The 13,153-nt window shown below is 30.8% G+C and carries 13 protein-coding genes; all 13 read right to left on the reverse strand.

Going from position 1 to position 13,153, the window contains the following annotated elements; genetic code table 11:
- Positions 1 to 162 precede the first annotated feature (162 nt).
- Positions 163 to 348, reverse strand: a complete 186-nt coding sequence (locus BLP75_RS15315; protein ID WP_092727413.1) for a hypothetical protein — start codon at positions 346 to 348, stop codon at positions 163 to 165.
- Between the two features lie 303 nt (positions 349 to 651).
- Positions 652 to 2,172 carry a lysine--tRNA ligase gene (gene lysS / locus BLP75_RS15320; RefSeq protein ID WP_092727414.1) on the reverse strand — a complete coding sequence of 507 codons (1,521 nt, stop codon included), beginning with the start codon at positions 2,170 to 2,172 and terminating at the stop codon, positions 652 to 654.
- A 24-nt stretch (positions 2,173 to 2,196) separates the two neighbouring features.
- Complete coding sequence (gene greA, locus BLP75_RS15325; RefSeq protein WP_092727415.1) at positions 2,197 to 2,676, reverse strand: transcription elongation factor GreA; 480 nt, start codon at positions 2,674 to 2,676, stop codon at positions 2,197 to 2,199.
- Between the two features lie 102 nt (positions 2,677 to 2,778).
- Complete coding sequence (dusB, locus tag BLP75_RS15330) at positions 2,779 to 3,753, reverse strand: tRNA dihydrouridine synthase DusB (RefSeq protein WP_092727490.1); 975 nt, start codon at positions 3,751 to 3,753, stop codon at positions 2,779 to 2,781.
- 102 nt (positions 3,754 to 3,855) lie between these two features.
- Positions 3,856 to 4,626 carry a type III pantothenate kinase gene (locus tag BLP75_RS15335; RefSeq protein WP_092727416.1) on the reverse strand — a complete coding sequence of 257 codons (771 nt, stop codon included), beginning with the start codon at positions 4,624 to 4,626 and terminating at the stop codon, positions 3,856 to 3,858.
- A 17-nt stretch (positions 4,627 to 4,643) separates the two neighbouring features.
- Positions 4,644 to 5,282 carry an ECF transporter S component gene (locus tag BLP75_RS15340; protein ID WP_330385829.1) on the reverse strand — a complete coding sequence of 213 codons (639 nt, stop codon included), beginning with the start codon at positions 5,280 to 5,282 and terminating at the stop codon, positions 4,644 to 4,646.
- Between the two features lie 163 nt (positions 5,283 to 5,445).
- On the reverse strand, positions 5,446 to 6,405 hold the full coding sequence (locus BLP75_RS15345) for a P1 family peptidase (protein ID WP_092727417.1): 960 nt from the start codon (positions 6,403 to 6,405) through the stop codon (positions 5,446 to 5,448).
- Positions 6,398 to 7,375: a biotin--[acetyl-CoA-carboxylase] ligase gene (locus BLP75_RS15350; protein WP_092727418.1), complete on the reverse strand. Its 978-nt coding sequence runs from the start codon at positions 7,373 to 7,375 to the stop codon at positions 6,398 to 6,400. Before BLP75_RS15350 ends, BLP75_RS15345 begins: the two co-directional genes overlap by 8 nt.
- Positions 7,376 to 7,529: 154 nt before the next feature.
- On the reverse strand, positions 7,530 to 7,937 hold the full coding sequence (mce, locus tag BLP75_RS15355; RefSeq protein WP_092727419.1) for a methylmalonyl-CoA epimerase: 408 nt from the start codon (positions 7,935 to 7,937) through the stop codon (positions 7,530 to 7,532).
- Between the two features lie 19 nt (positions 7,938 to 7,956).
- Positions 7,957 to 8,892 (reverse strand): methylmalonyl Co-A mutase-associated GTPase MeaB, encoded by a 936-nt coding sequence (gene meaB, locus BLP75_RS15360; RefSeq protein ID WP_092727420.1) that lies wholly within the window; start codon positions 8,890 to 8,892, stop codon positions 7,957 to 7,959.
- Positions 8,893 to 8,901: 9 nt separating this feature from the next.
- The gene (locus BLP75_RS15365; RefSeq protein WP_092727421.1) at positions 8,902 to 9,303 is read right to left on the reverse strand and encodes a cobalamin B12-binding domain-containing protein; all 402 of its coding nucleotides are present in this window, start codon (positions 9,301 to 9,303) and stop codon (positions 8,902 to 8,904) included.
- A gap of 14 nt (positions 9,304 to 9,317) precedes the next feature.
- On the reverse strand, positions 9,318 to 10,988 hold the full coding sequence (locus BLP75_RS15370; RefSeq protein WP_092727422.1) for an acyl-CoA mutase large subunit family protein: 1,671 nt from the start codon (positions 10,986 to 10,988) through the stop codon (positions 9,318 to 9,320).
- 158 nt (positions 10,989 to 11,146) lie between these two features.
- Positions 11,147 to 13,123, reverse strand: coding sequence for an ATP-dependent zinc metalloprotease FtsH (ftsH, locus tag BLP75_RS15375; protein WP_092727423.1), 1,977 nt, complete (start codon positions 13,121 to 13,123; stop codon positions 11,147 to 11,149).
- Positions 13,124 to 13,153: the final 30 nt, after the last annotated feature.

Consider the following 13,153-nt stretch of genomic DNA (forward strand, 5'->3'; position numbering starts at 1 on the left):
TTTCTATAAATTAACCTACTGTTTAATTTTCAAAGTTCTTATCATTAACTCTTGCGAGTTTTTCTTTGTTTTTGCCCTTTTCTTAAGGACAAGTATAACTATACCATCTCATTTTTAAATCGTCAATAGTTTTTTTAAACTTTTTTTGTTTTTTTATAAATTTTATTTTGCTATTTTAGTTTCATAAACATACTCATTAACCTTAACATTAGTTTTAGCAATATTTGTACGTTTTTTCTTGGTAGAAGATTTCATTATACACATAACATCTTTACAAAAAAATACCATTATATCCATTATAAGAAAAGTAATACAAATCAAACAAATCCAATTAATAACTTGTGACATATTACATACCCCCAATTTATATTTTTATATACCTTTCTTTATTTTAATGATACTTTCCTTTATAAAAATTATTCTATATATCTGCAATTTACTTTTTTTTATTATGTTTTTTATCAGTAATCCTATTACACTTCTAGTTTTCTTTAGTAATTTTTAAAGTTTACTGTTAAAATCTTTGTTTTATTTGGTAACTGTTTTTATCGTATAATTACTATAATAAAATTTTCCCTACTTATTTTCTTCGTTTTTTATTATTTTATACATAAAAAAAGATATCTCTGTTCCAGAGATATCTTTTATCTATTATTCTTCGTCTGAATTTTTTCCTAATGGTTTCATTGTTGGGAATAATATAACGTCTCTTATAGATGGAGCATTAGTTAATAACATCATAACTCTATCTATACCTATTCCTAGACCACCTGTAGGAGGTAGACCTACTTCTAAAGCATTTATGAAGTCTTCATCCATGTCACAAGCTTCATCGTCTCCTAACTCTTTCTTTCTTAATTGATCCATAAATCTTCCTTTTTGATCTATTGGGTCATTAAGTTCAGAGAAAGCATTAGCTAACTCCCATTTATTTGCAAAAGCTTCGAATCTATCAGTTCTTCTTGGATCCTCTACATTTCTCTTAGCAAGTGGTGATACTTCAACTGGATGATGTGTTATGAAAGTAGGTTGAATTAATTTATCTTCTCCGAATTCTTCGAAGAATGCATTTATAACCTCTCCTCTTCTCATTCCAGGAGTTAACTCTATTCCTTTTTCCTTAGCAACAGCTAAAGCTTCTTCATCTGTATTTATAGTAGAGAAATCTACACCTGTATATTCTTTTACACAGTCTTCCATAGTCATTCTTCTCCATGGAGGAGTAAAGTCTATTTCAGTTCCTTGGTAGTTTATTTTCATGCTTCCTGTTGCAGCTTCAGCCATATGAGCAACAACATTTTCTGTTATTTCCATCATATCTGTATAATCTGCATAAGCTTGATATAATTCTATAGCAGTATATTCAGGATTATGCTTTATAGACATACCTTCATTTCTGAACATTCTTCCCATTTCATATACTTTATCAAATCCACCTACTATAAGTCTCTTTAAGTATAATTCATTAGCTATTCTCATATACATAGGTATATCTAATGTATTGTGGTGAGTCATGAATGGTCTAGCATTAGCTCCACCAGCTATAGTGTTTAATATTGGTGTTTCAACTTCTAAGAATCCTCTTTCATCTAAGTAAGATCTTAAAGCTTTTAATGCTTTTGTTCTAGTCATAAATGCATCTTTTACTTCTGGGTTAACTATTAAGTCAACATATCTTTGTCTATATCTTAAATCTTGATCTTTTAATCCATGATATTTTTCTGGTAATATTTGAAGAGATTTAGATAATAATACAACTTCATTAGCTTTTACAGATATCTCTTCTTTTTTAGTTTTGAATACTTCACCTTCAACACCTATTATATCCCCTATATCATATGTAGAGAATACAGCGTATTCTTCTTCACCTATTCTATCTAATCTAACGTAGCATTGTATTCTACCTTCTTGATCTTGTATATCGATGAATCCAGCTTTTCCTTGGATTCTCTTGCTCATTATACGTCCTGCTATTTTAACTATTTTTCCTTCGAAGTTTTCGAAATCATCTTTTATTTCCATAGAATTACTAGTTCTATCATATCTACTAACTTTAAAAGGATCTCTTCCCATTTCTTGTAATTTAGCTAATTTGTCTCTTCTTACTTGAAGAACTTCACTAAGGTCTTCTTGTAATTGATCATTGCTAACATTTTGTTGATCATTATTCATTTTCTTTCCTCCCAATTATAATAATTATCTTCTTATTTCTAATATCTTAAATTGTGCTACTCCATCTGGTACTTGTACTTCTACAACATCGCCTATAGTTCTTCCTAAAAGAGCTTTTCCTACTGGAGATTCATTTGATATTCTTCCTTCATATGGATCTGCTTCTGCTGAACCTACTATTGTGTATTCAACTTCTTCATCGAATTCGACATCATTTACTTTAACGATAGATCCTATTGTAACTACATTACTATCTATTTTGCTTTCATCTATGATAACAGCTTTTCTTATCATATTTTCTAGCTTCATTATTCTTTCTTCTACTTGAGCTTGCTCGTTCTTAGCTTCATCATACTCAGAGTTTTCAGATATATCTCCGAAAGATATAGCTACTTTTATTCTATCAGCTACTTCTCTTCTTCTTACAGTTTTTAGAAGTTCTACCTCTTCCTCTAACTTATCGTATCCTTCTTGAGTTAACAGTATTTCTTTCTTATCTTCCATAACCCCTACAACTCCTTCACTATGTATTTGGGATTTCTCCCAATTTTATTTTAAAATTTTATATACTTGGTTTTAATTTATGCGCTATATTATAAGTTACTATTATTCTAATGTCAAGCAGTCTTGCATGTACTCATTAAGCCTATTTACAACTTCTTGGTGACTTTCTATCTTATTAATTTCATCCCTTATTCTTGCTGAATTTCTAAGACCTTTTAAATACCAAGCTATATGTTTTCTCATTTCTCTTACCGCTATATATTCTCCATGTTCTTTAACTGCAAGATCTAAATGTTTTATAGCTGTATTTATTTTCTCCTCTAATGCAGGCTCCGGTAATATTTCTCCTGTTTGCATATAATGATTAATTCTCTTAAATATCCAAGGATTTCCTTGCGCACCTCTACCTATCATTATAGCATCACAATTGGTTTTGTCTAACATATTTCTAGCATCCTCTACACTAAAAACATCTCCATTTCCTATAACTGGTATACCTATATTATTCTTTATTTCTGCAATTATATTCCAATCTGCTTTTCCTGAGTAGTATTGTTCCCTAGTTCTACCGTGTATAGCTAGCGCACTTATACCGCTCGCCTCTGCTATTTTCGCAATTTCAACAGCATTTATACTATTATCATCCCATCCTTTTCTTATTTTTAAAGTTACAGGTTTTTTAGAATTTTTAACAACTGCTTTTAAAACTTCTTCTGCTAATTTAGGATTTTTCATTAAAGCTGAGCCATCTCCATTTTTTATAACCTTAGGCGCTGGACATCCCATATTTATATCTAATATTTCATTTGGATATTCATTCATTATCTCAGCAGCTCTTCCCATAAAGTCTGGATCAGAACCAAATATTTGAACTGCAACTGGATGTTCTGCTTCTTCTATTTTTAACATTTTTTTAGTATTTTCATCATCATAACATAATGCTTTAGCATTTATCATTTCAGTGTAAAGCATACCGCAATTTTGTTCTTTACATATCAGCCTAAAAGGAAGGTCTGTAACTCCTGCCATAGGAGATAAAAAAACTTTATTGTCTAATTCAAGATTACCTATTTTTATCATTTGTGTCCTCCTAATAATGTTAATTTTTATTATATATATCCATAAGTTTACCTATTATCACAAAAAAGGAACTGGGTATATAACCCAATTCCCTTACTGCTATTCTCTATTTTTATCGTGTATTAACTTTAATCCTTCTAATGTTAAGAATCTATCTACACTATCTATGCTATCTGTTTCTGATGCTATTAACGTAGATAACCCACCAGTAGCAATTACTTTTATATCATCATAGTTTAGTTCTTTTTTCATCATATCTATTATTTTGTCAACTAAACCAACATATCCATATATTATTCCAGCCTGCATAGCTGACACTGTACTTTTACATACTGTTGAACCTGGCTTTGCTAGTTCAACTCTAGGAAGTTTAGATGCTCTTTGGAATAAAGCTTCACTAGATATTTTTATACCTGGAGCTATTGTTCCTCCTAAGTATTCTCCTTTATCTGATATTGCACAGAATGTAGTAGCTGTTCCAAAATCAACTATAATTAGTGGATAACCATACTTTTCTATCCCTGCAACAGCATTTACTATTCTATCTGCTCCAACTTGCTTTGGATTATCATATTTTATGTTAAGTCCTGTTTTAATACCAGGTCCAACAACCTTAGGTTGTTTATTACAATATTTTATACAGAAGTTTTCTAGTGAATGCATTACATTCGGAACTACAGAAGATATTATAACATCATCTATAGCCTTCATATCTATATTCTCGTATTGGAATAAATTATTTATAAGTATACCATACTCGTCTGATGTCTTATCCTTATCAGTGTTTATTCTCCAATATTTTATTAACTCATTATTTTTATATATACCTAACACCATATTGGTATTTCCAACGTCAAATACTAAAAGCATATATTTTAACCTTCCTTCTATTTTTTCCTTTTCTTGAGTACAACTGCAACAGCAGATACAAGAAATCCTCCAACAACCGCTTCTGGAATTCCATTTGTAGTTGCTATTGTTAATATAAGGGTCTTAGCTGCAGAAGCACTCTCTCCTAGAGCTTTTGCATATCTTTCTCCATACAATATGTATATCATTCCTAAGACACCTATTGTATTAACTAAGGAACCTATTAACCCAGATAACCATCCAGATAAACATACACTCTTAGTTAATTTTACAACTAATTGATAAACATAATAGGCCACAATACCTATTAATACTCTCGGAATTATAGACACTAATGGATTTATAAATGCAAACGAAGTTATAGTAGGCATTGTTAATGCTCTAAGCATACTCGTTAACCCAAATATAAAACCAACTGCCATTCCAACTACAGGCCCCTCAACTATAGCTCCTATTATTACAGGAATATGCATTATAGTTGCATTAGTAGGTCCTATAGGAATATACCCTATCCCAGGTACCATAGATAACATAATAGAAATAGAAGATAATACTGCTATTACTGTCATCCTTCTTACATTTAGTTTCTTTCTAGCTTGTGGTTGGACCATCGTCATATCTGACGCCTCAACTTTTGATGATTTTGAATTCATCATAAAAAGATACACCTCCGTTCCAGCTCATAAAAGATGCCGGACTTTTAATTTAGAATTTGAATTGCTTTGATTTTTCTTGTTAAAGTCAGCCACTAAATTTACAGTAGTTGCCTGCTATAACAAAAACAATTTTATCAATAGCAAATGACATTGTCAACAATTCTTATTCACAGATTATATCTTTGTATGCAGGTATATTTTTTACAGAATTAGCATTTTTTATAGCATTTATTACACTCTTCTCTACAACTTCTGTAGCTATCGAGCTTAATAAAGTCATATCTGTCTCTATTTCACCTGTTGCCATAGTAAATATAGTGTCACCATCGTGCGGTGTATGTATAGGAAATATAGTTTTTGCATATCCATTATGAGCCACTTGAGAAACTTTTTTACACTCAGCTTTAGTAAGTTTAGCATTAGTAGCTACTATCCCTATAGTAGTATTATCTATATTAAAGCCACCTTTAGTAACACCATTTTTCATAATTTCATATGTATTTAATACTTTAGTTTTAGAATCATCTAATACACCAGCTATTATTTTTCCATTTTCATATACATCTCCTAGAGCATTAACTGCTATAAGGGCAGAAACCACGAGTCCATTAGGTAATTTTACTGAGTAACTCCCTATACCACCCTTCATAGCATATTGAGGCCCTCTTATTTTACCTACCGTAGCACCACAACCTGCTCCATAATTACCTTGTTTTAGTTCTGTATTATTGGCTAATTCACATGCTTTATAACCCATCTCTATATTAGGTCTACATTTTGGATCTCCAACTACTAAATCAAATAAAACTGCTCCTACTACTATGGGAACTTTTGTTACTCCTACATCAAATCCTATGTTTTTTTCCTCTAAGTACTTGCTTACACCACAAGTAGATTCTAATCCAAATGCAGATCCACCAGATAACACAACTGCATGCACTTTTTGAATCATATTTATAGGATCTAACAAATCAGTTTCCCTAGTACCTGGTGCTGCACCTCTTACATCTACTCCACATACAGCACCTTCTTCACAAATTACAACTGTACAACCTGTAAGACCTTCTAAATCTTCTACTTGACCTACTTTTAGACCTTTTACGTCTAATATGTTATTATACATAACCTTTAACTCCCCTTATAGAAACTTCTCCTGACATTATTTCTCTTGTTTTATCCGAGTTGTCTTTTATAACTAAATTACCTTGATCATTTATATCAATACATTTAACTAATTCTTTTGAATCACCTTGGAGTATATATATTTCCTTACCTATTATAGCTGAATATTCTCTACAAATTTTTAAAGTACTTTCTTTCAAACCTTTATTTATATAATCTAAGTATAGTCTTTCAAATTCCACTATTATACTTCTAACTATATCAACTCTAGATATTCGATAATTTTCTTTATATAAAGATGTGGCAATTTCCGATATTTCCTGGGAAAACTCCATAGTTTTTACATTTATACCAATCCCCAACACAATATAATTTATTCTTTCAATTTCAGCTGATAATTCAGTTAATATTCCTGCTACTTTTTTATTGTTTATAATTATATCATTAGGCCATTTTATCTGACTATTTACACCTAACTTGTTTAATGCACTAACTATACTTGCACCAGCTATTAATGTTATAAATGGTGCTTTATACGGTGATATGTTAGGTTTTAATATAGCACTCATCCATATACCTTCTGATATTTTTGAATGCCACTGTCTACCTAATCTTCCTTTTCCTTTAGTTTGCTCTTCACTTATTATAATAGTTCCATCCAAAGATTCACTAGCTATACTTTTAGCATAATCATTTGTAGAACAGATAGTATCAAAATGTTCTATTTTTCTTCCCATAAAATTAGTATCTAGCTCATGGCAAATATTATTATATGTTAATAGGTCATCAGGTTTTTTTACTAGTTTATATCCTTTTTTATTAACAGATTCAATATTATAACCTTGTTCTTTTAAAACTTTTATATGTTTCCATACTGCAGCTCTAGATATACCTAATTGCTTGGATAATTCCTCGCCTGAAATAAATTCATCTTGATTATTTAATATAGTTTCAATTATTTTTTCTCTCATATTACACCTCTATCTAATGTAATTTGTACATCTAATAAGTAATTATACCTTAAGAATAATTATTTTATAGCTAAATTTCAAAATATTTCCTTACGTTTACTAAATAAAAAACCTCACTATATTTAATCCATTTAAAATATAGTGAGGTTTAATTTTATCTCTCAGTTAATTCAATTAACGTTCCATATGTTCCCTTAGGGTGACAGAATGCTATTTTAGCTCCTCCTGCTCCGTATCTAAATGTGTTATCTAGCATTATATAACCTTTATCTTTAAATTCTTGGATAGCACTTTCTATACTGTCCACATTTAATGCTATATGTTGTATGCCTCCTCTTCCAGAATTTTTTTGAATATATTTATAAATTGCACTATTTTCATCTGTTCCCTCTAGCAATTCTATTTCTGTATCTCCTACCGGTAAAAATGCTACATTAACTTTTTGTTCAACTACAGTTTCTTTTCCTTCACATTTAATTCCTAATATATCTTCATAAAATTTTATAGCATCATCTAAATTAGGTACAGCTATACCTATATGATCAACTCTTTTTATATTCATAATAATTCTCCCATTATTTTCACTTTTTTAATGACTGTATAACATCTTCAGCCATAGTATATATATCTAACGTTGAGCCTTCTGTTTGTTGTATTTTTTCTTGTATGTTAATTTGTTTATATACTTTATTTAACATTTCTTCTAATTTTATATGAACAAAATCATCCATTTCTTTATAATCTCTCATAGCTTTTTTATTCATAAGCTTATTTGTATTTTCTAAAAATAATTTATGAGATTTTATATTATCTATAGCTTCATTTATTCCTTCACCCTTATTTGATATAGCTAAACTAACTTTAGGTCTAAATTCCCAATCATTTTTAAAACTTAACATATTTTCTATTTCTGTTTTAGTTTTAGATACACCATCTTTGTCTGCTTTATTTATTACAAATATGTCTGCAATTTCCATTATTCCTGCTTTAATAGCCTGTATATCATCTCCCATACCTGGCATTAAAACAATAGCAACAGTGTCAGATATATTAACTATATCTACTTCTGATTGACCCACACCTACTGTTTCTATAAATATATAATCACATCCATAAGCTTCTAGTACTTTTATTACAGATAATATAGAGTTTGTAGTTCCACCTAAGCTACCTCTAGACCCCATAGATCTAATAAACACTTTATTGTTAGAAGTTAATTCAGTCATTCTTATTCGATCTCCTAATATAGCTCCCTTTGTAAAATGACTTGTTGGATCAATAGCTATGATACCTATGCTATATCCATCTTTAATCATTTCTTTAACAACTTCTTTTGTAAATGTAGATTTTCCTACACCAGGAGGTCCTGTTATACCAACTATATATGAATTACCTGTATACGGTAATATTTCTTTTAACAATCTTTCATACCCTTTACTTCTATTTTCTACTATACTTATTGCCCTGGCACAATCTTTCTTACTCCCCTGAAGTAAATTTTTTATTAATTTATCCATAAATTAAAATTACAGGCTTCTTTTCAAATTATTTTTTATGAATTTTATTGTTTCTTCTGTTGTTGTACCAGGAGTAAATACTACTGATATACCCTTTTCTATTAAGTTCGGTATATCTTCTTCAGGTATTATTCCACCTGCTAATACTAATATATCATCATATATTTCTTCTTTTTTCATTAAATCTACTACAGCAGGTAGTAAGTGATTGTGCGCTCCAGATAATATACTCATAGCGACTACATCCACATCTTCTTGTATAGCAATTTGAACTATATTTTCAGGTGTCTGTCTTAATCCTGAATATATCACTTCCATTCCAGCATCCCTTAATGCCCTTGCAATTACTTTAGCCCCTCTGTCATGTCCATCTAAACCTGGTTTTGCTACTAATACTCTTATAGGTCTCATTATTCTATTCCCCCCTAAAATACATCACCTTGAACATATTCTCCAAACTCTTCTCTCATAACTTTACATATTTCCCCTAATGTAGCATATGACTCTACTGCCTCAATTATATATGGCATCATGTTATCATTTGTATTACATGCATTTCTTAATTTTTCTAAGGCAGCAGTTGTTTTTTCGTTGTCTCTAGATTGTTTAAATTTACTTAATTTTGATATTTGTGTTTTTTCAGCTACTTCATCTACTTTAAGAAGTCCTTTTATTTCTTGTTCTTGTGATGTATATTTGTTAACACCTACAATTATTTTTTCTTTATTTTCTATTTTTTGTTGGTATTTATAAGCACTCTTCATAATTACTTCTTGTATATATCCATTTTCTATAGCTTTTGGTGACCCACCCATAGAATCTATATTTTCTATAATCTTCATAGCTTCTTTTTCTATTTGATCAGTTAGACTTTCAACATAATAAGAGCCTGCTAGAGGATCTATTGTTTCACATATACCACTTTCTTCACCTATTATTTGTTGAGTTCTTAGAGCTATCGTTACAGAGTCTTCTGTAGGTAATGATAGAGCTTCATCTCTAGAATTAGTATGTAATGATTGTGTCCCACCTAAAACAGCCGCTAAAGCCTGCATAGTAACTCTCATGATATTATTATCTGGCTGCTGAGCAGTTAATGTTGAACCTGCTGTTTGAGTATGGAATTTCAGCATACATGATTTAGGATTAGTAGCATTAAATCTTTCTTTCATTATCTTTGCCCATAATCTTCTTGCAGCTCTAAATTTACTTACTTCCTCTAACAAATTATTGTGTGAAGCAAAGAAGAACGACAACCTAGGTGCAAAATCATCTACATCTAGCCCTGCATTAATTGCAGCATTTACGTATGCAATACCATTTGCTAATGTAAATGCAACTTCTTGGATTGCATTAGCCCCTGCTTCTCTTATATGATATCCAGATATACTTATAGTGTTCCAGTTAGGTAATTCTTTTGAGCAATACTCAAATATATCTGTAGTTAATCTCATTGATGGTTGCACTGGGAATATATAAGTTCCTCTAGCAACATATTCTTTTAATATATCATTTTGAATTGTACCTCTTAACTTGTCTACTGAAACTCCCTGCTTTTTAGCTACAGCTATATACATTGCTAAAAGCACAGAAGAAGGAGCATTTATAGTCATTGATGTAGATACTTTATCTAAAGGTATATCCTTAAATAACACTTCCATATCCCCTAAAGAATCTATAGCAACTCCTACTTTACCTACTTCTCCTTTACATATATTTTCATCAGAGTCATATCCTAACTGTGTAGGTAAATCAAATGCAACAGATAAACCTTTAGATCCTTGTTCTATTAAATATTTATATCTTTCATTAGACTCTTCTGCTGTTGCAAATCCTGCATACATTCTCATTGTCCACAATTTACCCCTATACATAGTAGGTTGTACACCTCTAGTAAAAGGGTATTGACCTGGGTATCCAAGTTCTTGTTCATAATCTACATTTACATCTAACGGCGTGTACAATCTTTTAACTTCTTCATCTGTGTCTAATGTAAATTGTTCCTTTCTTTCTGGAAATCTGTTTAGTGTTTTTTTAACTTTTGTTTCTTCCCACTTCCCTAAAGAATTTTTAATAGTTTCTTGTTGTGTATTCATTTTTTCTCCTCTCCATTTACCTAATAATAAATTTAGAGCTAATATAAATTTAATTACTCGTTATATTTAATACATAGCGATTTTTTTTATAAATATTACTATTTTTTTGTATTTAGCATAAAAAAAATAGAACCTAATTTTAGGTTCTACTTTTTTATCTATTTATTTTCATCATTATCTTGTTTAGTTTCATCTACTTGATTTACTATAACTTCTTTTTTAGCTAAATCTAAATCAACTTTAACTTCTTCAGAAGAATTTTCTTCTGCTGTTAATGCAGATGTTTCTTTATTATCTTCTTCTACTTTTAAAGATAACTCTTTATTAAATGCTTGTAGGAATTGACTAGCGTCTAAAGTTTCGTGAACTAGTAACGCTTGAGCTACATACTCTAATCTATCCATATTATCTTGTAATAATTTTTTAGTCTTCTTATACGAAGCATCTACAAGTGCACTTATTTCCCTATCTATTTCAGAAGCAACTTCTTCAGAATAGTTTTGTTTACTTCCAAAGCTATTTCCTAAGAATACTTCATCATTGCTATCTCCAAATGTCATTGGACCAAGCTTAGAACTCATACCATACTTAGTAACCATAGCTCTAGCAGTAGCAGATACTCTCTCTAAGTCATTAGATGCTCCTGTAGATATGTCATCTAAAACTAATTCCTCAGCAACTCTACCACCAAGTAATACTATTATATTTTCTTTCATTTCATTTTTAGTAGCATAGAATTTATCTTCTACAGGTAATTGCATAGTGAATCCACCAGCTCTACCTCTTGGTACTATAGTAACCTGATGAACAGGACTAACATGTTCAAGTACATGAGCACAAACCGCATGACCTGCTTCATGATAAGCAGTAAGTCTTCTTTCTGGTTCACTTATAACTCTAGACTTCTTAGCAACACCAGCTATAACCTTTGTAATAGCTTCTTCTATAGTTTCCATTTGTATTTTCTTTTCTCTTTTTCTTGCTGTTAATATAGCAGCTTCATTCATTAAGTTTTCTATATCAGCAGGAGTAAATCCAGGAGTTCTTCTTGCTAAGACTTCAACATTAACATCATCAGCTAATGGTTTGTTCTTAGAGTGAACTTTGAATATAGCTTCTCTACCTTTAACATCTGGTGCTCCAACAACAACCTGTCTGTCAAATCTACCTGGTCTAAGTAACGCTGGGTCAAGTATATCAGGTCTATTTGTAGCAGCCATTATTATTATTCCTTGGTTAACACCAAATCCATCCATTTCAACTAGTAATTGATTAAGAGTTTGCTCTCTTTCATCGTGTCCTCCACCAAGACCAGCTCCTCTTTTTCTACCAACTGCATCAATTTCGTCTATGAATATTATAGCAGGTGCATTCTTTTTAGCTTGTTCGAATAAGTCTCTAACTCTAGATGCTCCTACCCCAACAAACATTTCAACGAAATCAGAACCACTTATACTGAAAAATGGTACTCCGGCTTCACCTGCAACAGCTCTTGATAAATATGTTTTACCTGTACCTGGAGGACCTACCATAAGTATACCTTTAGGTATTCTTGCACCTAAATCAATATATTTTTTAGGATTTTTTAAGAAGTCGACGACTTCCTGTAAATCTTCTTTTTCTTCATTTAATCCAGCTACATCTTTAAACGTAACTCTAGTTTTTTCATCATCTTTATGTACTTTAGCTTTTGATTTACCAAAGTTCATTACTTTTCCGCCTCCACCTTGAGACTGATTCATAAATACGAACCAAAGAATTACCATAAAGAATATTAATAGTAATGTAGGTAGCATTTCTACAAACCACGGTGCAGAAGGTTTAGGCTCTCCACCTAATGATGTTACTTTCCCTTCCTTTACTTGTTGTAATACCTCATTAGCAAATTTATCTCCCATTACTTCTTTTGGTACATATGATCTAAATTTAGTATTTGTGTCTTTTATAGTTCCCTCTACTGCAGTATCATTTATGAAATATAGCTTAGATATATTTCCTTCTGATAACTCTCTATACATTTTTGAAAACTCAAATTGTTGTATTTTCTCTGTTGGCTTACCTGAGAACTGCACTATTCCTACTATGATTATAAAAATTAGTAGGTAGAAACCGATTCCCTTGAAAAATTTATTCAAAAGAAGCCCTCCTTTCATACATTGTTTTAT

The organism is Romboutsia lituseburensis DSM 797 (assembly GCF_900103615.1).
Lineage (GTDB): Bacteria > Bacillota > Clostridia > Peptostreptococcales > Peptostreptococcaceae > Romboutsia_F > Romboutsia_F lituseburensis.

Coding starts and splice junctions, on each gene's coding strand:
- meaB (WP_092727420.1), bottom strand. CDS start 8,892: ATGGATAAATTAATAAAAAATTTACTTCAGGGGAGTAAGAAAGATTGT.
- greA (WP_092727415.1), bottom strand. CDS start 2,676: ATGGAAGATAAGAAAGAAATACTGTTAACTCAAGAAGGATACGATAAG.
- lysS (WP_092727414.1), bottom strand. CDS start 2,172: ATGAATAATGATCAACAAAATGTTAGCAATGATCAATTACAAGAAGAC.
- BLP75_RS15365 (WP_092727421.1), bottom strand. CDS start 9,303: ATGAGACCTATAAGAGTATTAGTAGCAAAACCAGGTTTAGATGGACAT.
- BLP75_RS15345 (WP_092727417.1), bottom strand. CDS start 6,405: ATGTATAATAACATATTAGACGTAAAAGGTCTAAAAGTAGGTCAAGTA.
- mce (WP_092727419.1), bottom strand. CDS start 7,937: ATGAATATAAAAAGAGTTGATCATATAGGTATAGCTGTACCTAATTTA.
- BLP75_RS15350 (WP_092727418.1), bottom strand. CDS start 7,375: ATGAGAGAAAAAATAATTGAAACTATATTAAATAATCAAGATGAATTT.
- BLP75_RS15340 (WP_330385829.1), bottom strand. CDS start 5,282: ATGATGAATTCAAAATCATCAAAAGTTGAGGCGTCAGATATGACGATG.
- BLP75_RS15370 (WP_092727422.1), bottom strand. CDS start 10,988: ATGAATACACAACAAGAAACTATTAAAAATTCTTTAGGGAAGTGGGAA.
- BLP75_RS15315 (WP_092727413.1), bottom strand. CDS start 348: ATGTCACAAGTTATTAATTGGATTTGTTTGATTTGTATTACTTTTCTT.
- BLP75_RS15335 (WP_092727416.1), bottom strand. CDS start 4,626: ATGCTTTTAGTATTTGACGTTGGAAATACCAATATGGTGTTAGGTATA.